General features: G+C 70.4%; 19 protein-coding genes. 9 read left to right on the forward strand and 10 right to left on the reverse strand.

What is annotated here, in order from left to right; genetic code table 11:
* Positions 1 to 24: 24 nt before the first annotated feature.
* From ABZ664_RS16355 to ABZ664_RS16385, 7 genes are all read left to right on the forward strand, one after another.
* On the forward strand, positions 25 to 1,002 hold the full coding sequence (locus ABZ664_RS16355; protein WP_362509503.1) for a TIGR04222 domain-containing membrane protein: 978 nt from the start codon (positions 25 to 27) through the stop codon (positions 1,000 to 1,002).
* Complete coding sequence (locus tag ABZ664_RS16360; RefSeq protein ID WP_362509506.1) at positions 995 to 1,807, forward strand: DUF692 domain-containing protein; 813 nt, start codon at positions 995 to 997, stop codon at positions 1,805 to 1,807. Before ABZ664_RS16355 ends, ABZ664_RS16360 begins: the two co-directional genes overlap by 8 nt.
* A complete protein-coding gene (locus ABZ664_RS16365) occupies positions 1,800 to 2,174 on the forward strand; it encodes a hypothetical protein (protein WP_362509509.1) in 375 nt (124 codons plus the stop codon). Before ABZ664_RS16360 ends, ABZ664_RS16365 begins: the two co-directional genes overlap by 8 nt.
* A 265-nt stretch (positions 2,175 to 2,439) precedes the next feature.
* Positions 2,440 to 3,228 carry a TIGR04222 domain-containing membrane protein gene (locus tag ABZ664_RS16370; RefSeq protein WP_362509512.1) on the forward strand — a complete coding sequence of 263 codons (789 nt, stop codon included), beginning with the start codon at positions 2,440 to 2,442 and terminating at the stop codon, positions 3,226 to 3,228.
* Positions 3,229 to 3,482: 254 nt separating this feature from the next.
* Complete coding sequence (locus tag ABZ664_RS16375) at positions 3,483 to 3,959, forward strand: hypothetical protein (protein ID WP_362509515.1); 477 nt, start codon at positions 3,483 to 3,485, stop codon at positions 3,957 to 3,959.
* A 78-nt stretch (positions 3,960 to 4,037) separates the two neighbouring features.
* Positions 4,038 to 4,805: an isoprenyl transferase gene (locus ABZ664_RS16380; RefSeq protein ID WP_362510049.1), complete on the forward strand. Its 768-nt coding sequence runs from the start codon at positions 4,038 to 4,040 to the stop codon at positions 4,803 to 4,805.
* A 221-nt stretch (positions 4,806 to 5,026) separates the two neighbouring features.
* On the forward strand, positions 5,027 to 6,370 hold the full coding sequence (locus tag ABZ664_RS16385) for a PhoH family protein (RefSeq protein WP_362509517.1): 1,344 nt from the start codon (positions 5,027 to 5,029) through the stop codon (positions 6,368 to 6,370).
* A 195-nt stretch (positions 6,371 to 6,565) separates the two neighbouring features.
* Here ABZ664_RS16385 and ABZ664_RS16390 read toward each other — a convergent pair whose 3' ends face one another.
* From ABZ664_RS16390 to ABZ664_RS16400, 3 genes are read right to left on the reverse strand one after another with little or no spacing between them, the layout of a single operon-like run.
* Entirely contained in the window at positions 6,566 to 7,300 is a 735-nt protein-coding gene (locus ABZ664_RS16390; protein WP_362509520.1) for a hypothetical protein, read from the reverse strand.
* The gene (locus ABZ664_RS16395) at positions 7,297 to 8,694 is read right to left on the reverse strand and encodes a HAMP domain-containing sensor histidine kinase (RefSeq protein ID WP_362509523.1); all 1,398 of its coding nucleotides are present in this window, start codon (positions 8,692 to 8,694) and stop codon (positions 7,297 to 7,299) included. Before ABZ664_RS16395 ends, ABZ664_RS16390 begins: the two co-directional genes overlap by 4 nt.
* A 29-nt stretch (positions 8,695 to 8,723) precedes the next feature.
* Positions 8,724 to 9,398 carry a response regulator transcription factor gene (locus tag ABZ664_RS16400; protein ID WP_350950292.1) on the reverse strand — a complete coding sequence of 225 codons (675 nt, stop codon included), beginning with the start codon at positions 9,396 to 9,398 and terminating at the stop codon, positions 8,724 to 8,726.
* A gap of 303 nt (positions 9,399 to 9,701) precedes the next feature.
* Between ABZ664_RS16400 and ABZ664_RS16405 the strand changes: the two genes are divergently transcribed.
* Both ABZ664_RS16405 and ABZ664_RS16410 read left to right on the forward strand, forming a co-directional pair.
* The gene (locus ABZ664_RS16405) at positions 9,702 to 10,457 is read left to right on the forward strand and encodes a lytic transglycosylase domain-containing protein (RefSeq protein WP_362509527.1); all 756 of its coding nucleotides are present in this window, start codon (positions 9,702 to 9,704) and stop codon (positions 10,455 to 10,457) included.
* 60 nt (positions 10,458 to 10,517) lie between these two features.
* Positions 10,518 to 12,494 carry a glycosyltransferase family 2 protein gene (locus ABZ664_RS16410; protein ID WP_362509530.1) on the forward strand — a complete coding sequence of 659 codons (1,977 nt, stop codon included), beginning with the start codon at positions 10,518 to 10,520 and terminating at the stop codon, positions 12,492 to 12,494.
* Positions 12,495 to 12,618: 124 nt separating this feature from the next.
* Here ABZ664_RS16410 and ABZ664_RS16415 read toward each other — a convergent pair whose 3' ends face one another.
* The 7 genes from ABZ664_RS16415 to ABZ664_RS16445 all read right to left on the reverse strand — a co-directional run bounded on the left by ABZ664_RS16415 (position 12,619) and on the right by ABZ664_RS16445 (position 21,863).
* Positions 12,619 to 14,010 carry a tannase/feruloyl esterase family alpha/beta hydrolase gene (locus ABZ664_RS16415; protein WP_362509533.1) on the reverse strand — a complete coding sequence of 464 codons (1,392 nt, stop codon included), beginning with the start codon at positions 14,008 to 14,010 and terminating at the stop codon, positions 12,619 to 12,621.
* Positions 14,007 to 15,050, reverse strand: coding sequence for an alpha/beta hydrolase (locus tag ABZ664_RS16420; RefSeq protein ID WP_362509536.1), 1,044 nt, complete (start codon positions 15,048 to 15,050; stop codon positions 14,007 to 14,009). The genes ABZ664_RS16415 and ABZ664_RS16420 overlap by 4 nt, the downstream gene beginning before the upstream one ends.
* Before the next feature lie 20 nt (positions 15,051 to 15,070).
* Positions 15,071 to 16,393, reverse strand: a complete 1,323-nt coding sequence (locus ABZ664_RS16425) for an MFS transporter (protein ID WP_362509539.1) — start codon at positions 16,391 to 16,393, stop codon at positions 15,071 to 15,073.
* A gap of 150 nt (positions 16,394 to 16,543) precedes the next feature.
* On the reverse strand, positions 16,544 to 18,487 hold the full coding sequence (locus ABZ664_RS16430) for a helix-turn-helix domain-containing protein (protein ID WP_362509542.1): 1,944 nt from the start codon (positions 18,485 to 18,487) through the stop codon (positions 16,544 to 16,546).
* A 401-nt stretch (positions 18,488 to 18,888) separates the two neighbouring features.
* Positions 18,889 to 19,635: a 3-hydroxybutyrate dehydrogenase gene (locus tag ABZ664_RS16435; protein WP_362509545.1), complete on the reverse strand. Its 747-nt coding sequence runs from the start codon at positions 19,633 to 19,635 to the stop codon at positions 18,889 to 18,891.
* A 285-nt stretch (positions 19,636 to 19,920) separates the two neighbouring features.
* Positions 19,921 to 20,307 carry a tautomerase family protein gene (locus ABZ664_RS16440; protein WP_362509548.1) on the reverse strand — a complete coding sequence of 129 codons (387 nt, stop codon included), beginning with the start codon at positions 20,305 to 20,307 and terminating at the stop codon, positions 19,921 to 19,923.
* 164 nt (positions 20,308 to 20,471) lie between these two features.
* Positions 20,472 to 21,863: a class II fumarate hydratase gene (locus tag ABZ664_RS16445; RefSeq protein ID WP_362509551.1), complete on the reverse strand. Its 1,392-nt coding sequence runs from the start codon at positions 21,861 to 21,863 to the stop codon at positions 20,472 to 20,474.
* Positions 21,864 to 21,902: the final 39 nt, after the last annotated feature.

Below are 21,902 nucleotides of genomic sequence, written 5' to 3' on the forward strand. Positions count from 1 at the left end.
ACCTTTCCCCCCGAGGAGGCGGACATGGAGTTCTCGCTCTTCGTCATCGCCTGTGTCGTCGGCCTGGTCATCCTCTCCACAGCCCTCACGGTGCGCCGCGAGCACCGCCGGGTTCGCTCGGCCATGGTCGGCCACTACGGCGGACCGCCGAACCCGTACGAGCTCGCCTATCTCGCCGGAGGGCCGCGCCGCGTGATCAACACCGCGCTCGGCCTGCTGGCCAGGGCCGGGGTGATCCGGGTCTCGCGAGGCGGACACACCAGCCTGGTCGCGGGCGCCAAACCCTCTCCCGACCCGGTCGAGCACGCCGTCATGGAGGCGCTCCACCTGCGCGGAGGCTCGGCCCCCGTGAGTGAGGTCCGCCGCGTGGTGGCCGAGGGGCGAGGCGTGGAGAGTCTGCGCTACCGGTTGCTGGGGCTCGGCCTACTCGTGCCCGAGGGCGCGCTCGACCACGCGCAGGCGCTGCTCAGCCGGCTCCAGATCGCCTCGATCATCGAGCTGATCGTCGTGGCGGGCATCCTGCTCGCCGGGGCGACCGGAGGACTGGGCACCTTCGCGCTCCTGGTGGGCATGGTCTCGGCGATCGGCGGTTTCTCCGCCTACTCGCGGCAGAAGCGGGCCCTGCGCGACGCCCTGAGCAACGCGGGCCACCAGGTGCTCGCCTCCGCCCGCAAAGCCCACGCGCGAGGCAGCCGCCCGCTGGTGCCCGATCTGGCCTTCGCCGTCGGCATTCCCGTCGCCCTGTACGGCCTGAGCGAACTCAACGAGCCCGGACTGGAGGAGGAACTGCAGCGTCAGACCGCGGGCGCCTCCAACAGCTGCGCCACGGGCGCCTGCGGCGGCGGCTCGAACTCCGGTGACGGCTTCTCCTTCGGAGGTGGTGGCGACTTCGGCTCCGGCGGCTGGGGCGACTCCGGTGGGTCGGGTGACAGCGGCGGGTCGAGTGACGGCGGCGGCTCCGGTTGTGGTGGCGGGTGCGGCGGTGGCGGGTGCGGTGGCTGAGCCTCGGGCGCTGGGGGTGGGCATCGGCTGGCGGCCGGAGATCGACCTGACCGTGGAGCGGCTGCCCGGTGTCGACTTCGTCGAGGTCATCGCGGAGAACGTGAACCCCTCCCGGCTCCCCGAGTCACTGCGGGTGCTGCGTGCCCGCGGGACACCGGTGATCCCGCACGGTGTCGGGCTCGGCATCGGTGGCGCCGAGTCCCCCGACCCGCGGCGGCTGGCGCATTTGGCGGACTGCGCCCGAGCCCTGGACGCGCCGCTGGTCAGCGAACACCTCGCCTTCGTACGGGCGGGCGGGATGGAGGCCGGGCACCTGCTTCCCGTCCCGCGCACCCGGGCCGCGCTCTCGGTCGTCGCCGAGAACGTGCGACGGGCGCAGGAGGCCCTCCCCGTGCCGCTGGCCCTGGAGAACGTCGCCGCCCTGTTCGGCTGGCCGGAGGACGAGATGACCGAGGCCGCCTTCCTCGGCGAGCTGGTGGAGATGACGGGCGTCGGGCTCCTGATCGACGTGGCGAACCTCTACACGAACCAGGTCAACCTGGGGCTGTCGGCCGTCGCCGCGCTGGACGGCCTGCCGCTGTCCGAGCTGGCCTACGTTCACGTCGCCGGGGGCCACTCCCACCGGGGGCTGTGGCACGACACCCACACCGCCCACGTCCCCGCGGACGTGCTGGACATCCTCTCCGAGCTGTGCGCGCGGGTCGAGCCGCCCGGTGTGCTGCTCGAATGGGACGACGACTATCCCAGCGACGGCGCCCTGGCAGGGGAGCTCGACCGGATCCGCGGCGCGATGGCCCGTGTCTGAGGACGGGGCGAGGGAGGCGCTGGCCAAGGCGCAGGCGGCCCTGGTGGCGGCCCTGGTGGCCGGAGAGGAGGCGCCCCGGGGTTTCGACCGGGAGCGGCTGCGGATCCAGGAGGCCGGCCTGATCTCCAAGCGGCGCAGGACCGTGGCCAGACTGCGGCCAGATCTGGCCGCGCTGCTCGGCGACGGCCTCGCCGGCGAGTTCGACGCCTACGCGAGGGGCCGTCCCAAGCCGCAGGGCGGTTCCCACGCCGATGCCCGTGACTTCGCCGACCACCTCCGCGCGGCGGGGCGGCTGCCGGAGGAACCCGTGGCCCCGGAACCCGGCCCCCCGCCCCGCCGATGGTGGCTCTTCGGAGGACGCCGCTGAGCCGGGTGCGCCGGGCCGCGTGTGTTGGGCCGGGTGCGCCGAGCTGGTTGCGCTGGGCCGGGCGCCTGTCGTAACAGGGTGTCTTAACGGCGCCTTACCGGGTGCCTTCGAGCCGGATGTGTTCAGCCGGGAGTCGCCGAACCGGAGGTGCCGAGCCGGGTGACCGATATCGGTCGTGCCGGACGGGGCGCGGCAGAAACTTCTGGTCCTCCCCGTTCGTCCACCGGGTAGTGAACCTCAGGCAGGGACCATCCCGGAGGCCGTCATGCAGACCGTACAGATCGTCGTCGTGGTGGGTCTCGCGCTTCTGGGAGTGGCGGGGCTGATCGCGCTGCGCCTCGCCATGCGCCCCTCGCGCGTCTACGAGGGGCCCGAGCTGACGCCGTACGAGCTGGCGCTGCTCGCGGGCGGCCGGTCCAGGGTGGCCGACACCGCGCTCGCCTCGCTGACCGCCGTAGGGGCGGTGAGGGTACGGCGCGACGGGTGGCTGACGCAGGTGTCAGGCCAGGTCGGCGTGCTCACCCAGCCGGTGCAGACCGAGGTCCTCGACCACCTCAGGGGGCAGGCGGGCGGCGTGCCGGTCTGGGCGATCAGGAACGGGGTCGCCCAGGGGGCCGCGGTGACCATGCTGGTCGCGCGGCTGAGGGACCTGGGGCTGATCGACGCGCCCGGTTCGGGACGGGCCGACCCCACCCACCCCAACCGTGCGGGGAAGACCGCGCTGGCCCACTACCGCCTGCGCCACCGCGAGGACAGGTCCCTGCCACCCCGCGCCGGAGACCACGTCGACCATGACGAGCTGAACATCCTGGGCGTCGCCCTGCACGGTCTGAAGCAGTGGGAGGACGGGCGGCTGGCGGGGATCCTGTCCATGGAAGGCCCGCCGCCGCCTCGCGCGCCGCGGCGCGGCTCCTCCCGCCGTGGCGACGCCTCCGGTGCCTCGGGGGGTTCCTCCCACGACGGTGGCGGCGGGGGCTGCGGCGGGGGCTACGGCGACTCCGGTTCGGGTTCCGGCTGCGGCGGCGGAGGAGGTTGCGGCGGGGGCGGCTCCTGAGGACCCCCGACAGGCCGGGTGACGCCGCCTCGGGGACGTGTGCGAGGCGGCGCCGCCGGGGTGGTGTGGTCTTGGGGAGGTGCGTGGGTGGGGACGCCCGGGTGACGCGGTTTTGGGGATGTGCGCCGGGGCCGTCGCCCGGATGGCGGGGACATGGATGGCGTTGATCATGTTTTGGCGGACTGGGGCGGGATACCCTCTCTGAGGTGGGGGGACTGCGTTGTCTTGATGGTTCTTATCTGACCGTTACGCCAGTGGCGTGCCGTGACAGTGCCGGTACGCCGTACGAGATCACCCTGCGGCTCCACCGCGACGGCGCGCTGTACGGCACGGTGGGCGAGCGGTGCGGCTGGTTCCTCACCAGGCTGGCGCGAGGGGTCGCCGAGGCGCGTGCGGGTCACGAGGCCCGGTGGCCCGACCCCGACGACCGCTTTCCCGGCGACGAGGAACTGTTCGCCTTTCGTTACCGGGCCAGGAACGGTGTCGTCGGCGGGGGCGAACTCCGCTGCCAGCTGCGGACCATCCCGATCTGGGTGCCGGGGCGGCGGGGGCCCGGTGGAGAGTGGCGGGTCACCAGAAGGGCGTTCCTGGAGGCGTGGGGCAGCGACGGGATGGGGATGCGCGCCGTTCTGACCTCCTCCGAACTGGGCGTTTTCGTGGAGGCGCTCGTCGCGGAGGCCGAGGAGTGCCTGAGATCTCCCAACCTGGGCAAGGCCGCCAGATCCCTGTAGAGGGGGCCGAGAGGTCCGCGGGGCGGTGATAATTGCCTGTCAGTGCCCATTCGTGGCAGTGCTGAGGGAGGGGCTTCAATGGGCGTGCGAGATCTCGTCTACCGGCTGTACGAACGCCGGCTTGAGTCGAAGCTGTCCCGTCACAAGGAGATGGTTCCCCGGCACGTCGGCGTGATCGTCGACGGCAACCGGCGCTGGGCGCGCTCGATGGGCATCGACGACGTGAGCCGCGGGCATCGCAAGGGCGCGGACAAGATCTCGGAGCTGCTCGGCTGGTGCCGCGAGGCCGGTGTCGAGGTCGTCACCGTGTGGCTGCTGTCGAGCGAGAACATCAACCGCTCCAAGGACGAGCTGGACCTCCTGGTGAAGATCATCGAGGACGTGGTCCAGGAACTCGTGGCCGACGGATGGCACATCAAGCCCATGGGCGCGCTTGATCTTTTACCTGATCACACGGCCCGGGTGCTCAAAAACGCAAAAGAAGCGACATCACATCGTCCCGGTTTGATTGTGAACGTTGCTGTTGGGTATGGAGGAAGGCGTGAGATCGCTGATGCGGTGCGCTCCCTTCTCCAGGAGCACGCGAGCAAGGGCGCAAGTATCGAGGACCTCGTCGAGGTCCTCGATGTCGAGCACATCGCGGAGCATCTCTACACGCGCGGTCAGCCCGATCCGGATCTTGTCATCCGGACATCGGGGGAGCAGCGGCTCTCGGGCTTCCTGCTCTGGCAGAGCGCTCACTCCGAATTCTACTTCTGCGAGGCCTACTGGCCTGACTTCCGCAGGGTCGACTTCTTGCGGGCTCTCCGCTCCTACGCCGCGCGACACCGCAGGTACGGTTCCTGAAATTCCACATGAACGACCCCTTTCGGTCAGTCTTAAGCAGTTGGAAGTCGGGCATTCAGGACGTACCGTAAGAAGTAGGGGAGCACAGCTCACCTACGCCGGAGAGGGCCCGCCTTTGCGTCACGACCTGCTGAGGAGGGCCGGTCAACGGTCCCTGCTCGACGTTCTCGTGAGCGGGCCCCTGGCCGGTCCGCATCCCAGCTCATGGCAGGGCGCCGTGCATGGTGCCCGGGGGAGAACGCGTGGCAAACCCTTCGTCCTCACCCACGTCGCCGGCAGTGCAGCGGCGCACGTACGTCCTGGACACCTCGGTGCTCCTGGCGGATCCAACGGCGATGAGCCGTTTCGCCGAGCATGAGGTCGTCCTCCCGATCGTCGTCATCACCGAGTTGGAGGGCAAACGCCATCATCCAGAGCTCGGATATTTCGCGCGCAAGGCGCTGAGATACCTCGACGAACTCCGGGTGACACACGGACGTCTGGACGAGCCCATGCCGATCGGCGAGGGCACCATCCGGGTGGAGCTCAACCACAGTGACCCGTCCATCCTGCCCGTCGGGTTCCGGCTCGGCGACAACGACACCCGCATCCTGACCGTGGCGAAGACCCTCGCCGCCGAGGGCAACGACGTGGTGCTGGTCTCCAAGGACCTGCCGATGCGGGTGAAGGCCGCCTCCATCGGGCTCGCCGCGGACGAATACCGCGCCGAACTCGTGGTGGAGTCCGGCTGGACCGGCATGGACGAGCTCCAGGTGACCGAGGATGACGTCGAGACCCTCTTCGAGCACGGCACGGCAGACGTGGTCGACGCCCGCGACCTGCCCACCCACACGGGCCTGCGCCTGCTGTCCAGCAGGGGTTCCGCGCTGGGCCGGGTGCTGCCCGACAAGTCGGTACGGCTGGTACGCGGCGACCGCGAGGTCTTCGGCCTGCACGGCCGCTCCGCCGAGCAGCGGATCGCGCTCGACCTCCTCATGGACCCCGAGGTCGGCATCGTCTCGCTGGGCGGCCGGGCGGGTACGGGCAAGTCCGCGCTCGCCCTCTGCGCGGGCCTGGAGGCGGTCCTGGAGCGCCGTCAGCACCGCAAGGTCATCGTCTTCCGCCCCCTGTACGCCGTCGGCGGCCAGGAGCTGGGCTACCTGCCCGGTTCCGAGAACGAGAAGATGGGCCCGTGGGGGCAGGCGGTCTACGACACCCTGGGCGCGGTCACCACGCCCGAGGTGATCGAGGAGGTCATGGACCGGGGCATGCTGGAGGTGCTTCCGCTCACCCACATCCGTGGCCGGTCGCTCCACGACGCCTTCGTCATCGTGGACGAGGCGCAGTCGCTGGAGCGCGGGGTGCTGCTCACCGTGCTGAGCCGGATCGGCGCCAACTCCCGGGTCGTCCTCACCCACGACATCGCCCAGCGCGACAACCTGCGGGTGGGGCGCCATGACGGCGTCGTGGCGGTGGTGGAGAAGCTCAAGGGACACCCGCTGTTCGCGCACGTCACCCTGACCCGCTCCGAGCGCTCGCCGATCGCGGCGCTGGTCACCGAGATGCTGGAGGACATCACGATGTGACGGGGCGTCGGACGCCGCCGGAGCGCGGTCGCGGGGCCGTACGGGCCCGCGACCGCGCTCCGCGCGTTGTGGCTCCGCGCCTCCGGTGGCGGCCGGCGCGTCGGGGCGCCCGCGGATTCCGGTGTCCGTACCCCTGGCGTTCGTGGGATTCCGGTGCCCGGTACGCGCCTGGCCCGGGTGGAGGTACGGGGTCTGTCAGGGCGGCAGCCGCACGCCGGGGGCCGCGAGATTGCGGAACTCGAAGCAGCCCCGGTCGCCCATCGTCTCCGGGGTACCGGGGAAGAGCCGGGTGACCTCGACGCTCCAGATGCTCTCCTGCTTGTTCTGCCGGATGGTGCAGGTGATCTGGGCGAGGGCCTCCTTGGTGACCTTGCCCTGGCCCGTGATGATCACGTTCAGCCGGTAACCCAGGTTGTCGTTCGGCTCGTTGCGCTGATCGGTGTTGTCGGTGTTGTCGGAGTAGCGGGTCGTCTTGGTGTCGTAGTGGCTGAAGTCGTTGAGCGCGCTGGTCAGCCCCGCCTTCGGCGGCTGCTTGCCGGCCCGGAAGAGCGTGTCGATGATGTTCTTGGCCGAGTCGGAGACCACCGGGATCTTGACGGGCTCCAGCCGGCCGTCGCGGAGCAGATAGACCGTCACCCAGGTGGGGCTGTAGCTGATCACCGGCGGACGGCCGTAGTCCTGGACCTCGGTGGGGGAGATGCCGCATCCGCCGAGCAGCAGGGAGGCGGAGAGCAGGCAGGCGAGCCACCTCGCACCGGGGACGGCCGGCCGGGCGAGCCACCTCCTGCCGAGGGACGTCATGGGGGTGAGCCGTCTTCCGCCGAGGGCGATCAGGAGGGTGGGCCGTCGTCTCCCGTGGGGGACGGTCGGGAGGGCCGGCCGCCTCCTGTCCGGGGCCGTCGGGGCGTACGGGCGGGTGAGCCGTCTCATGCCGGGGGAAGCCAGACCGTGAAGAGGGTTCCCGGCCGCTGCGCGCGGACCGAGATCGTGCCGCCGTGCAGCTGGGCGTTGGCCCGCGCGATGGACAGGCCGAGCCCGCTGCCGTCACCCCGGGCGCCGGCCTTGTAGAAACGGTTGAACACGAAGGGCAGATCCTTCGCAGGGATGCCCTTGCCGTGGTCGCGCACCTTCACCTCCAGGCCGTTCGGGGTACTGCGGGCGGTCACCATCACCGGGGGCTCACCGTGGCGCAGGGCGTTGCCCACCAGGTTGGCGACGATGACGTCGAAACGCCTGGGGTCGACGGAGAAAGTGAGTCCCTCCGGCACGTTCACCCGTACCCGGTCCGACCAGCCGCGCATGTCCAGGCAGTCGCAGACCACATCCACGATGTTCACGGTGTCCACGTTCAGTGTGGCCGTGCCCGAGTCGAACCGGCTCGCCTCGATGAGCTGCTCGATCAGGGTCCGCAGCCGCTCGATCTCGCGCAGCACGAGCCGCACGGCCGTCGCGGGCTCGGGTGGCAGGCGCTCCGCCTCCTCGGAGAGCATGTCGGTCACCGCGGTCATCGCGGTGAGCGGGGTCCTGAGCTCGTGGGAGACGTCGGCGACGAAACGGCGGGACATCGCCTCCAGCGAGCGCAGCTCGGTGACGCTCCGCTCCAGGGCGGCGGCGGTGTCGTTGAACGTGGCGGTGAGCTCGGCGAGCTCGTCCTGGCCGTGTACGGGCAGGCGGGTGTCCAGGTGGCCCGCTCCGAGCGCTCGGGCCGCCGAGCCGAGCCGCCTCACCGGCAGCAGGAGCTGCCTGGCCGACACCAGGCCCAGGGAGAGGGCGATGATCAGCATGGCGACGCCGGCGACGGCGAGCGGCTGCCGCAGGCCGCTCAGGAGCCGATCCTCCTCGATGAGAGGGGCGAACACGTAGACGATCATCCCGGTGGGCTGCGCGGTGTGTATGGGTTCGATCCGCCAGACGGGGGTGCCGATGAGCAGCCACATGTCGCCGCGGATGGTCATGCGCTTGGCGACCATCCGCTGGGTGGCCCTGGCGGAGAGGTCACCGGGGACGTCCTTGGTGCCGAAGTCGCCGTCGGGGTAGACGTACTCCTCGTAGCGGACCACCACCCTGCCGCCCTGGGGACGCAGGCTCCTCTGCAGCGTGCTGATCTCCTCGTCGGTCGGTGGGCCGTCTCCCGGCCAGAGTCCGCCGACGGGCACCCTGATGCCCTCCAGGGTGTCGCGTACGTCGCTCACGGCCACATGCTCGGCACGTCCGATCATGCGGCTCTTGACGAACTCGTAGCCGATTCCCGCGACGACCGCGGAGGCGGTGACGGCGATCAGGGTAAAAGTGATCACCAGGCGCCCGCGCAGACCGGTGTACATCCACCGGAGCGAGGGAGGGAGCGCCCGTCTCACGGCGGGCTGAACCGGTAGCCGAATCCCCGTACCGTGTGGATGAACTCGGGCTCGGCGGGGACCGCCTCGATCTTGGCGCGGACCCGCTGGACGCAGGCGTCGACGAGCCGGGAGTCGGCGACGTGGGTGTGGTCCCAGACGGCCCGCAGCAGGTATCTGCGGTTGAGCACCTGGCCGGGGTGGCGGACGAGTTCGAGCAGGAGCCGCAGTTCCGTGGGGGTGAGGTGGACCTCGCGGCCCCCCAGCGCCACCTTGAGCGCCCCCCGGTCGATGACCAGGTCGCCGAAGGTGATGCGGTCGGAGGCAACCGACTCCATCCGGCGCAGGACGGCGCGGATGCGGGCGTCCAGCACGCGGGGTTCGACAGGCTTGACCACGTAGTCGTCGGCCCCCGCCTCCAGTCCCACGACGACGTCGAGGTCGTCGCCCCTGGCGGTGAGGAGGATCACCGGCAGCTGGTCGAGCCTGCGGATACGGCGGCACACCTCGACGCCGTCGATGCCGGGCAGCATGACGTCCAGGATGGCGATCTCGGGTCGGCGCGTTCTGATGTGCTCAAGGGCCTCCTCACCGCTGGTGTACGCGGTGACGGAGTGTCCCTGCCGGGTGAGCGCGAGCTCCAGCCCGATCCGGACCGAGGGGTCGTCTTCGACGAGAAGGATGCCTGCCACCGGGTAATCATTCTCCCAAGGCTTGGTTGGTTCCGCTGGGTCACAAAACCCAGACATAACGCAAACAGTACCTGAATTAGGTGGTCAGACCACGATTCGGGCACTTTCATGATCATCGATATGGTCGAAGTGATCCCATAAGGCAAAATGTGAGCAAAATCACTCCCATGCTTTCATTGCCGGGAAAGTAGCCGTGGCCTGGCGGTTATGTCATGAGAAACCCCTACGGGTACGAGCGAGCGCCGACCAACTCTCCCGTTCCGGTTGCGGACCACCCCCCTCCCCACGGCAAGCTCATAGGTCGTGAGTCCAGGATCACAGGAACTTAAGGAGCGCTCGGCGCCCGGTACCCGCCGCGCGAGCCGCAGGGCCGGCAGAGGGAAGGCCGACGCGGGTAAGGCCGACGCGCCCAGTTCGAAGCGCGGCATGACCTCCAAGCGCGCCCTCATCCTGGGCGCCGCGCTCGTGGTCCTGGTGGGTGGAGGCGCCTTCACCGCCTACACCGCCGTTCAGAACGCCTCGGCACCGAAGACGACGCCGCTCACCCTGGACGAGATGGCGCAGATGCTCGGCTCCGACCCGTTCGGCTCGGACCTGGAGTCCGACATGCTGAAGGCCCAGGCCGCGCAGGCGCTCAAGGCCGACAAGATCGCCGCCGAGCGCGACAACCGCAGGGCGCTCAACCAGGTCAAGATCGTTGACGAGGCGCCCGGCGGTGGCGGCTTCAACCCGCAGCAGCTCCCCCCGGGCACCTCCAACCCGACCGGCAACAGGGCACTGGGCAAGCAGATGCTGGACGCCAGGGGCTGGTCCGGCGAGTGGGGCTGCCTGGAGAAGCTCTGGATGAAGGAGAGCGGCTGGAACGAGCGCGCCATGAACACCTCCAGCGGCGCGTACGGCATCCCCCAGTCCCTCCCCGGCCACAAGATGGCGAGCGCGGGAGGCGACTGGCAGACCAACGCGGCCACCCAGATCGAGTGGGGGCTGGGCTACATCAAGGGCCGTTACGGCTCGCCCTGTGGCGCCTGGGCCCATTCCCAGGCCAAAGGCTGGTACTGAGAGACCAGGAGTCGGCAAGTCTGATCGCCTCCCGGCGCCCCGCGCCGCACCCTTGGCCGCATGGACGTGAAGGTCAGCGTGGTGGTGCCGGTGCACAACCCCGGTGATGGCGCCGACGCCTGTATCCGGTCGGTGCTGGAACAGTCGATGGCCTCCGAGGACTACGAGGTCATCTTCGCCGACGACGGCTCCGACGACGGGATCCAGCAGCGCCTCGACACCCTGGCCGCGGTGCGGTCGAACGTCAGGGTGCTCCACATCGAGCGGACCGGCTCGCCGATGCGCGGCCGCAACCTTGCCCTCATGGTCGCCAGGGGCGAGTACGTCTACCTGCTGGACCAGGCCGACCGCCTGGAGAGAGACGCTCTGGAGCGGATGTACGCGCGGGCCGTGGAGACCGGGGCCGACATCCTCCTCGGACGGCTCGTCAACGACCGGAGGCCACCCTCCGCGGTCTTCGACGCCGACCGCGAGAACGCCGACATCGTGAAGGACCGGCTGCTCACGCTGCTCACCCCGCACAAGCTCTTCCGCAGGGCCTTCCTCGACGCGGAGGCGCTGAACTTCTCCGACCCCGGCGGCCTCCTGGCCGAGCAGACCTTCGTGCTCCGCGCCTACCTGCGGGCCGAGAACATCGTCGTCATGGCCGACGGGGTCTGCTGCCACGTCACCGAGCGTCCGGAACCGCCGCAGGACCCCTACGTCTGGGCCGCGGAGCTGCGCGAACTGCTCGACGTCATCGACGACGAGGTCCCCGAAGGCCGTCGGCGCGACCGGATGTACGCCCAGTGGTTCCGCGGCGCGGTGCTGCGACGGCTCGGCGGAAGCAGATTCGTCACCTCCTCCGCGGATCGGGCGGTCACCTTCACGACCCTGCGCGAGCTGGTCGTCCAGCGCTTCCCTCCGCGCCTCGACCTCCTGCTGCCCGTACCGCTGAGGGTCCGCGCCGCACTGCTCCGCGCCGGCAGGCTCGACCAGCTCGTCGTGCTGGCCGGAGCCATGCGCGGTGTCCACCTCCAGGCCGACCTCGACGACCTCGCCTGGGACGACGGCGCGCTCACCCTGCGGCTCACCGTGGAGATGACACAGGCCGACGGCACCCCGATGCGCTTCGTCCCCTACGGAGAGGGCGGCCTGCTCTGGGAGCCTCCCGTTCCCCTCGACGGGCTCCGCCTGCCGCCCGAGATGGCAGACGTCAGCCAGGCCGCGGCCAAGGCGCGGTTCGAGGTCTACGTCAGGCACGAGGACACCGGGACGATCCACTTCCTGCCCTCGGACTGTTCGATGACCCGCTGCCGTCACCGCAACGGGGTCAGGCTCCAGGTCACGGGCACCGCCCGGCTGGACATCGACTCGGCGGCCATGGACGGACCGCTGCCGCCGGGACTGTGGGAGATACACGTGCGCATGTACGGCGGGGTGCAACAGGCGAGCACCCGGGTGACGGGGTCGCCGCTGAACTGCACGGGAATGGTCGCCGACTGCTCCAGGCGGCTCGTCGTCCCCTGGTGGTCCGACAGGGGGGAGCTGGGGATCTGCGTGGAACCGCGCTCGTTCCCCGAGTCGATCGTCCTGGTCTCACCGGGTACGACGGTGATCAGGCAGCACAAGCACGTCTTCGTCGTCGTGCCCGTACCCTACGTACCGCCGAGCGGGGGGCCGCCCGCGGAGCTGGTGTTCCGCCAGGCCGAGGGCAGGGAACGCGAGGTGACCGCGCCCGCGCTGGTCGAGCCCGGTGTCCCGGGGGAGCTGGCGGGGCGGCTGATCGCCAAGATCCCGACCAGGCTCGCGTACCGGGAGGGGTTCCTCGCGCCGGGGATCTGGGCACCGTTCCTGCGGGTCGACGGCGAGGAGACCGGGCTCCGCTTCAAGGTGGAGATGAACCGCGGCGGCCGGGTGGAGATCCACAAATCCGCCGCCGCCAAGCCCTCCGAGCCCTGGTACCCGCTGCTGAAGCGGGTCGCGCTGCGGATACCGCTGGTCAGGAACGCGGTCCGGGTGACCAAAAGCGTCCAGCGGCGCTACATGCTCAACTGATCCGGCCCGGCGCCACACGGCCCGCTGGGGCTGTGCGGCGCCGGGCCGTCATACGGCCGGTCGGTGTGTGTCATACGGTTCCGGAACCGGCCGGTCGAGGTGGTGGGGTGTCAGGGGGGCCCGGTCACACTCTCAGCCGGCACTCGTTGGGCAGGTCGCCGGTCGAGGGCCTCGGCAGCGTCGCGCTCGGCGGCGGGTTCTGCCCGCGCTCCACCCAGCTCTCCAGAGTCTCGAAGGCGCTGCGGAAGCACGGCAGCAACGGGCGGAGCCTGTCGGGGTAGGAGGCGTAGAGGCTGTCCACGTGGGTGCCGTCGGTGATCCGGTAGTAGCGGAACGGCCGGCGATCGCCGACCATGTCCGCGTAGACGTCGCCGGAGCGGGAGATCGGCAGCAGCGTGTCCAGCGTGCCGTGGATCGTGATCAGCGGCTTGCCGATCCGGCCGGTGAGCCCGATCTTCCGCACCGCCGCGTACGGCTTGCGCGCGTCGTAGTCGTAGTCGGCGTCGCAGGCCGGGGTGCCCGAGGAGCAGAAGGGCGTGCCCGCGTCGGTGTCGCCGTCGAAGGAGGGGTCGAGTTCCTCGCGGTAGACGCGCTGGGTCAGGTCCCAGTAGTACTGGTAGTGGAACGGCCACAGGAACTCCGAGCCACGGGCGAAACCCGCGTCGTACATCGCCTGGGTGTCACCCGCCGGATAGGCCCGCAGCGCCAGAGGCAGGTAGTTGAGCAGGTTGTCGCCCTTGACCCGCCAGAGCGTGCCCTCCCAGTCGATCCCGCCGTCGTAGAGCCAGGACCGGTTCTCCAGCTGCCAGCGGACCAGGTATCCGCCGTTGGAGATGCCCGCGGCGTAGGTCCGGTCGGGAAGCCTGCCGTAGCGCTGCGCGACGACGGCCTTGGCCGCGATCGCGATCTGCGTGACCCGGTCGTTCCACTCGGCGACCGCGTCACCGGACTTGCGGCCGTCCCTGTAGAAGGTGGCGCCGACGTTGCCCTTGTCCGTCACCGCGTAGGCGTACCCCTTGGCCAGCGCCCAGTCGGAGACGGTGAAGTCGTTGGCGTACTGCTCCCGGTTGCCCGGGGTGCCGGTGACCACCAGCCCGCCGTTCCAGTCGTCCGGCAGTCGCAGGACGAACTGCGAGTCGTGGTTCCACCCGTGCGTCGTGTTGAAGGTCGAGGTGTCGGGAAAGTAGCCGTCGATCTGGATGCCGGGCACGCCCTTCGGGTTCACCGCCCCCGCCGGGTGCAGGCCCGCCCAGTCGGCCGGGTCGGTGTGCCCCGAGACGGTCGTGCCCGCCGTCGTGAGGTCGTCCAGGCATGCCTTCACCTGGTGCTCGGCACCCGGCACCGTCACCCGGTCCAGCTTGGCGCAGTGCGCCGGCGCGGTCCCCGCACTCGCCGCGGGCGCCCCGGCGAGGGCCACCAGCGCGGCGAGCCCGACGGCGACGGCCCCCGCGACCCGGCCGCGCCCCCTGACGCCGCGTCCCGCGCCGTTCTCAACGCCGCTTTCCTCACTACTCATGGTCGGCTCCGCTTCAGGTGGTCGGAGAGGGCGGCGCGGAACTCGGCGGGCCGCTCGATGTGCGGGCTGTGGCCGCAGTCCAGGACGACCTCGGTGTACGGGCCGTACCGCTCCAGGACGGCGCGGGTCTGGGTGACCATCGGCTGCGCGGGGGTGCCGGGCGAGCCGGGGACGGCCCCCAGGGCGCCCAGGTGGGCCAGGTCGAAGAGTGAGGTGTCGGAGATGATCACGTCTGCCTCGCCCCTCACCCACAGGATCGGCGGCTTCGGGTCGATCGTGTGCAGGTCGTCGAGCCGGAAATGCGTCGGGGCGAACGAGTTGAGCACGCCCCGCGTACCGGGACGGACCCCCGGCCACTCCTCCGACGCCACCGCGTCGCCGGGGTAGTTGTCCTCGCCGACCCTCGTGGACAGCAACGACGCGACCAGGGCGTCCTCGTCCTCGATCACCGTGCCTGGCTTCACGTACATGGTCCGCATCACGTTCCTCGGCGAGACCGGGGAGTCGTCGGAGGTGTCCCCCGCCGCGAGCAGCTTCACGAAGTCGGGGTTGGCCGCGCCCGCCCCGGAGCCCGTGCCGTCGGGGTGGTTCAGCACGCCGTCGGGGCCGTGCGTGCCGCCGAAGCCGTACGGGGAGACCGGGTTGACGAGCGTCGCGCTCCGTACGGCGGCCGGCCGGTCGCGCAGCGCCTGCAGCACGACCCCGCCGCCCATGCTCCAGCCGACCAGGTGCACGCGGTCCAGTCCGAGGGCGTCGAGGAGGGCGAGCACGTCGTCGGAGTAGTCCCGCAGGCCACGGGTGGCGTCGACAGGGGCGGGCTCGGTGTCGCCGAAGCCTCGCAGGTCCACGGCGAGCGGTCGGTGGCCCGCCTCGGCCAGGGCGAGCAGCGTGGCCCGCCAGAAGGCGGCGCTCGACACGTTCCCGTGCACGAACAGCACCGTCTCGCCGCTCTCCGAGGCGTTCTCCGTGGCGCTCCCCACGACCGACAGGACATTCTGGGTGATCCGGCCGGTGGGCACCGGCCGGTTCTCGATGTGCATCAGACGTCTCTCCGTACGGTTCAGCGGGTGGTGGTCTTGGCCTCGTCGGGGGTGCCGATGGTGACGAGGTCGCGTCCCCTGGTCTCGCGCGAGACATACACGGTGATCAGGGTGAGCACGGCGGCTCCGGCCACGTACAACATGATCGGGAACGCCGACCTGTAGGTGTCCAGCAGGGCGACCGCGATCAGCGGGGCGAGGGCGCCCGCGACGATCGAGGCGAGCTGCGAGCCGATCGAGACGCCCGAGTAGCGCATCCTCGTCGCGAACAGTTCGGAGAAGAACGCGGCCTGCGGGCCGTACATCGCGCCGTGCAGGATCAGTCCGACGGTCACCGCCAGGGTGACGGCGGCGAAGCTCCTGGTGTCGATCAGCGGGAAGAAGGCGAAGGCCCACAGCCCCACCCCGGCGGCGCCGATCAGGTAGACGGGCCTGCGGCCGAGCCGGTCGGAGAGCGCCCCCCACATCGGGATCGAGACGAAGTGGATGGCCGACCCGATCAGTACCGCGTTGAGCACGAGGGGCTTCGGCAGGCCCGCCTGTGCCGTCGCGTAGACCAGCACGAACGCGGTGATGACGTAGTAGGAGACGTTCTCCGCGAAGCGGGCGCCGATCGCGATGAGGACGTCCCGCCAGTGATACCTGAAGACGTCCACGATCGGCAGGGACGGCGCGGGCTCGGCGTTGGCGACCGCCTGCTGGAAGACCGGCGACTCGCTGATGGAGAGCCGGATCCACATGCCGACCAGCACCAGGACACCGGACAGCAGGAACGGGATCCGCCAGCCCCAGCTCACGAACGCCTCGTCCGTCTGGACCGCCGCCAGCACCGCCAGCACGGCGGTGGCGAGCAGGTTGCCGCCGGGGGCGCCGGCCTGCGGCCAGGAGGCCCAGAAGCCGCGGCGCGCGGCGTCGCCGTGCTCGGAGACGATCAACACCGCACCGCCCCACTCGCCACCGAGGGCGAAGCCCTGGACGAGCCTGAGCAGGGTCAGCAGCAGTGGTGCCGCCATGCCGATCGCCGCGTGGGTCGGCAGGCAGCCGATCAGGAAGGTCGCCCCGCCCATCAGCAGCAGACTGACCACCAGTAGCTTCTTGCGGCCGAGCCGGTCGCCGAAGTGCCCGAAGACCAGCGCACCCAGCGGGCGGGCCACGAAGCCCACCGCGTAGGTCAGGAACGCCAGCAGGGTGCCCGTCAGCGGCTCCGACTCGGGGAAGAACAACTGCGGGAACACCAGTGCGGCGGCGGAGCCGTACAGGAAGAAGTCATACCACTCGATCGTGGTGCCGACGAGACTGGCACCGACGATCTTTCCGATGGGGGTGCGGGTTTTCTCTGCCATCTCACTCACCAGGGGAAGTCGCTGTTGGGGGGATTTCGGCTACCGTACGTAGTGACCGGCGTCACTCCTATGGGTACGACCGCCATAGCCGACAGGTGCCCTATGTGGACGTGTGCGACGGCCCCGCGAGCCGGGCCCGGCACGGCCCGGTCAGCCGCTGAGACGGTGCAGGCGCAGGGCGAGCTGAACCTCCAGCGCCCTGTCGGGGCTCTGCCAGTCGTCGCCGAGGAGCTGGCCGATCCGGTCCAGGCGCTGGGTGACCGTGTTGACGTGGATGTGCAGGGCCTCGCTCGTCCGCGACAGCGAGCCGCCCATGCCGAAGTACGCGGTGAGCGTCTGCACCAGAGCGGTGCCCCTGCGGGCGTCGTAGTCGATCACCGGGCCGAGCACCGAGGCGAGGAACGCCCCGATGTCGCGTCCCTCACCGACCAGCAGCCCGACGAAACCCAGCTCTCTCGCACCGGCGCCCTCCCCGGCCCTCCCCAGGGCCACCAGGGCGTCGGCGCAGCGCTGCGCCTCCCGGTGCGCCGCGGCCACCTCGGCGGTGCCGCGTACGGGCCCTCCGGCGCCCGCCGTGGCCGGATGGCCCAGCGAGGCGCTCAGCTCGGTCGCGACCCGTTTGGCCAGAGGCCCCGGCCGGTCCCCCGGGAGCATCAGGACCACCTCGTCGCCGCGCTGCGCGGCGAGACCGTGGTGCATCGCCGCCTGGGAGGACGCCCAGAACGCGGCACGCTCCCGCCCACCGCCGTGGCGCACCACGACCACCACGTGGTCATGGTCCAGATTCACCCCGACCCGCCGGGCGCGGTCGGCCAGACCGTCGAGCGCGGGCCGCGAGATCAGGTCGTCGAGCAGCTCACCCCTGACCCGGCCCTCCGCCTCGGCCACCGTACGCCTGAACAACAGCAGCAACGCGGTCACCAGCGCGGCCCGCTCCAGGATGCGCTGGTCGGCGTCCGACACCTGGCCGCCGTTGCGAAGCACCAGCGTGCACAGCGGCTCCGCGCCCACGTCCACCGACGCGACCAGCAGGTCTCCCTGCCGTACGCCGCGCCCCAGCGCCCTCGACGAGCGCGCGGCGTCCGCGATCGCGTCCTTGCCCAGCGCGCCGTCCTCCAGTACGCGCGCGTCCCCGGCGATCGGACGCCCGGCGTCGTCGAGCACCGCGAGCGAGCCGCCGAGCACCTCCGTCACCACCGCTGCCACGTCCTCGACCCCGCCGCCGCGCAGCACCAGGCCGGTCATCCGGTCGTGTGCGAGCGCAGCGCGCTCCACGGCCTGGCTGTGCGCGCTCACCTGCCGGTTGGCCTCGCTGAGCTCCTCCAGGGCGTGCCTGGTCTCCTGCAGCAGCCGGGCGTTGTCGATCGCCACCGCCGCGTGCGCGGCCAGCGAGCCCAGCAGCACGACCTCGTCCTGGGTGAAGGGCCGTACGCTCCGGTTGGCCGCGAACAGCACCCCGATCACCCGCGCGCCCAGCTTGAGCGGCACGCCGAGGATGGCGACCAGCCCCTCCTCAAGCACCGCGTCGTCGATGTCGCTCTTGTGCCGGAAGCGCTCGTCGGCGAAGTAGTCGGCGGTCGAGTACGGGGTGGCGGTCTGGGCCACCAGCCCGCCGAGCCCCGCGCCCATGGCGAGCCGCAGCGCCCGGAACTTCGCCGACACCGAGCCGTCGGTCACCCGCATCCAGGTGTCGCCCCGCTCGGGGTCGTGCAGCGTCATGTAGGCGGCGTCGGTGCCGAGCAACTGCCTGGCCCGGTGCACGATGGCCTCCAGAACGGCGTCCAGGTCCCGCAGCCCGGCGAGGTCGCCCGCCGTGTCGAACAGCGCCGACAGCTCCGCCTCACGCTTCGCCCTGCGCCTCAGCAGCGCCCGCACCTTCAGCGCGGCGAGCTTGGCCTCCTCCAGCTCCGCCAGCGCCTCCGCGTCGATCCCGTCGGACCTCGCCGCGAGAACGGGTCCCTCGAACTCGACGGCCGAAGCCTCCCTGGCCAGCAGTTCGAGAAAGACCTGTGTTGTTGGCGACGCTAACGCGTCGCGGTGAGGCCGCTCTTGTCCGGCTCCTTCCCTCGTCGAGGAAGGTCGCTCGTTCCTCACGACCTCCCTCTCCTCAGTCCAGTCCCCGGCGCGGCCTCACGGGTAGTCCCACTACTGGGGACGCTGGTGCATTGCGGTGAGGCCGCTTTTACCCGGCTCCTTCCCTCGTCGCTCATCCGCTTCGCTCCTGTTGGTTGGCGACGCCGGCGCGTCGCGGTTCGGCCGCTGTTTTGTTGGCGACGCCGGCGCGTCGCGGTGAGGCCGCTCTTGTCCGGCTCCTTCCCTCGTCGAGGAAGGTCGCTCGTTCCTCACGACCTCCCTCTCCTCAGTCCAGTCCCCGGCGCGGCCTCACGGGTAGTCCTCACTGTTGAGGACGCTGGGGCGTTGCGGTGAGGCCGCTCTTGTCCCGCTCCCTCCCTCTTCCCCGGTGCGGTTTCACGGGTTCATGGCGATGTTAGGTGTCAGCGGGCGGTCCAGCCGCCGTCTATGGGGAGGGAGGTGCCGGTGACGAAGGAGCCGTTCGGGCCGCAGAGGTAGGCGACGAGTTCGGCGACCTCCTCGGGTTCGATCAGCCGTTTGACGGCGGCGGGGGCGAGCATGATCTGCTCGATCACCTCGTCCCTGCCGATGCCGTGGGTTCCGGCCTGGGCGCCGATCTGGTTCTCCACCAGAGGGGTGCGGACGTAGGCGGGGTTCACGCAGTTGGAGGTGACGCCGTGGGAGGCGCCCTCCAGGGCGATCGTCTTGGACAGCCCTTCGAGGGCGTGCTTGGCGGTGACGTACGCCACCTTGTAGGGCGAGGCGCGGAGCCCGTGGACCGAGGAGATGTTCACGATCCGGCCCCAGCCGCGTTCGTACATCCCCGGCAGGACCTCCCTGACCAGCAGGAAGGGTGCCTCCACCATCACTTTGAGGATCTTGGAGAACACCTCGGGGGGGAACTCCTCGATCGGGGCGACGTGCTGGAACCCGGCGTTGTTCACCACGATGTCCGTACCGGGCGGGATCGCCCGTACGAAATCCGGTTCCGACAGGTCCGCGACGACGGGTGTGCCCGAGATCTCCGCGGCGACCTTCGCCGCCGCCTCGGGGTCGATGTCGACCACCAGCACGTGTGCTCCGGCCGCGGCCAGCCGGTGCGCGCAGGCGCGCCCGATCCCGCTGCCCGCTCCGGTCACCACGGCTCGCCGACCCGCTAGGTCAATCATGCTGCCGAATCTAGGCAATGACCCGAATCCTGGCCCATGTCGCCCACCCCCACACTCCACCGTACGTTTATGTGGCGGATATCCGCCTGCCTGGTCCCGTCCCGCCACCCGGCTCGGGACACCTCGGTGGCGGAGGGCGGGAAGTGGGTCAACGTCCCGGAAGCCGTCGCGTGAGACGAACGCGGACGTTCAACGATTCGTTGTCTCGATCGCTTTGCCGCTCCTGGCCGCACGGGTTAGGGAGAATGGCTTCCCGGTGCGGGTTCGTGGAGGGACGCGTGGCTCTCAGACGGTGACCGGGTACGTGAGCGTGAGCTCGTCGCCGGGGAGGCCGCGGATGCCCCAGTTGACCTTGGGGGACTCCATGATCACGATCTCCAGGTCCTCGGCGGGAAGGTCGAGGGCGTCGCCGACTCCGGTGAACAAGGCGCGGATCAGCGAGCGTTTGGCCTCGTCCGTCCGGCCGCTGAAACAGACGATCTCCACGATGAGATACCGCTCGCTCCGCTGCGGGCAGATCATGTCCTCGGCGTCCAGCAGCAGGAACCGATGGAACCGCTTGTCCTCAGGGAGCTTCCAGACGTCCACCAGACAGCCGTGGACAGTGTCGGAGATCTCCTGACGCCGGCCGGACCAGGCGTCCCTGCGGCCGTAGAACTTGATTTGGGTCATGTTTCCGAGTCTCCCAGGAAGCCGACTACGACGCCGACCGGGGAGCCGGTTCACGATCGTGCCGGTTCACGGTCGGCGGTCGGGGCCGCCGGTGCACGTGCCGGACCGGTCACCGGTCCGCGAGGGGGCCTGGGCGCGGTCGGTGACCTGCGGCCGGGCGCGGTCTACGAGGGGGGCCGGGTCATGGACAGGACGTCGAGCAGCTCGTCGAGCCGTTCCTCGGTGAGGGTGCCGTTGGCGACGTGGCCGCGCTCGATGACGACCTCACGGATGGTCTTGCGCTCGGCCAGGGCCTGCTTCGCTATCTTCGCGGCCTCCTCGTACCCGACGTACGGGTTGAGCGGCGTGACGATCGACGGCGACGACTCCGCGTACTCGCGCATGCGGTCGACGTTGGCGGTGATGTCGTGTACGCACCGGTCGGCCAGCAGCCGGGAGGCGTTGGCGAGCAGCCGTACGGACTCCAGGATGTTGCGCGCGATGACCGGGAGCATCACGTTGAGCTCGAACGTGCCGGAGGCACCGGCGAAGGCGATGGCCGCGTCGTTCCCGATGACCTGGGCGGCGACCATGGTCACCGCCTCGGGGACGACCGGGTTGACCTTGCCCGGCATGATCGACGACCCGGGCTGCAGGTCGGGCAGGTTGATCTCGCCCAGTCCCGCCCGGGGACCGGAGCCCATCCAGCGCAGATCGTTGGCGATCTTGTTGAGCGAGATCGCGACCGTGCGGAGCTGGCCGGAGAGTTCGACGACGGCGTCCCTCGCGCCCTGGGCCTCGAAGTGGTCGGGAGCCTCGGAGAACGGCAGCCCGGTGGTCTGGCGCAGCTTCTCGATGACCTTGGCCGCGAAGCCGGGAGGGGTGTTGACGCCGGTGCCGACCGCCGTGCCGCCCAGGGGCAGCTGGGTGAGGTGCGGGAGCGCGCTCCGCACCCGCCCGATGGCGTTGTCGATCTGCGTGGCGTACCCGCCGAACTCCTGCCCCAGCGTGACCGGGGTGGCGTCCATCAGGTGGGTGCGCCCGGCCTTGACCACGCCCTCGAACTCCAGCGACTTGTCCCGGAGCGCGGTGGCGAGGTGCCGCAGCGAGGGGATCAGGTGGTACGAGACCTCGGTCGCGGTGGCGACGTGGATGGAGGTGGGGAACACGTCGTTGGACGACTGTGAGGCGTTCACATGGTCGTTCGGGTGGACGGGACGACCGAGCCGCTCCTCGGCGAGGGTCGCGATCACCTCGTTGGCGTTCATGTTGGAGGAGGTGCCGGAGCCGGTCTGGAAGACGTCGATGGGGAACTCGCCGTCCCACTCGTTCTCCGCGACGTCGGTGGCGGCCTCGGCGATCGCCTCCGCCAGCTCCTTGTCGAGCACCCCCAGCTCCGCGTTGACCTCGGCGGCGAGCGCCTTGATCAGGCCGAGCGCCGAGATGTGCGGGATTTCCAGCCCGCGCCCCGAAACGGGGAAGTTCTCCACCGCCCGCTGGGTCTGCGCCCGCCACTTCGCCCCCGCGGGAACCCGTACCTCGCCCATCGAGTCATGCTCGATCCGATACTCGCTCATGACCCCAGTCTGCGTCCTGAGGAGGAAATCAAACGGCGG

Origin of the sequence: Streptosporangium sp. NPDC006930, from assembly GCF_040635605.1 — a bacterium.
Classification (GTDB): Bacteria; Actinomycetota; Actinomycetes; order Streptosporangiales; family Streptosporangiaceae; genus Streptosporangium.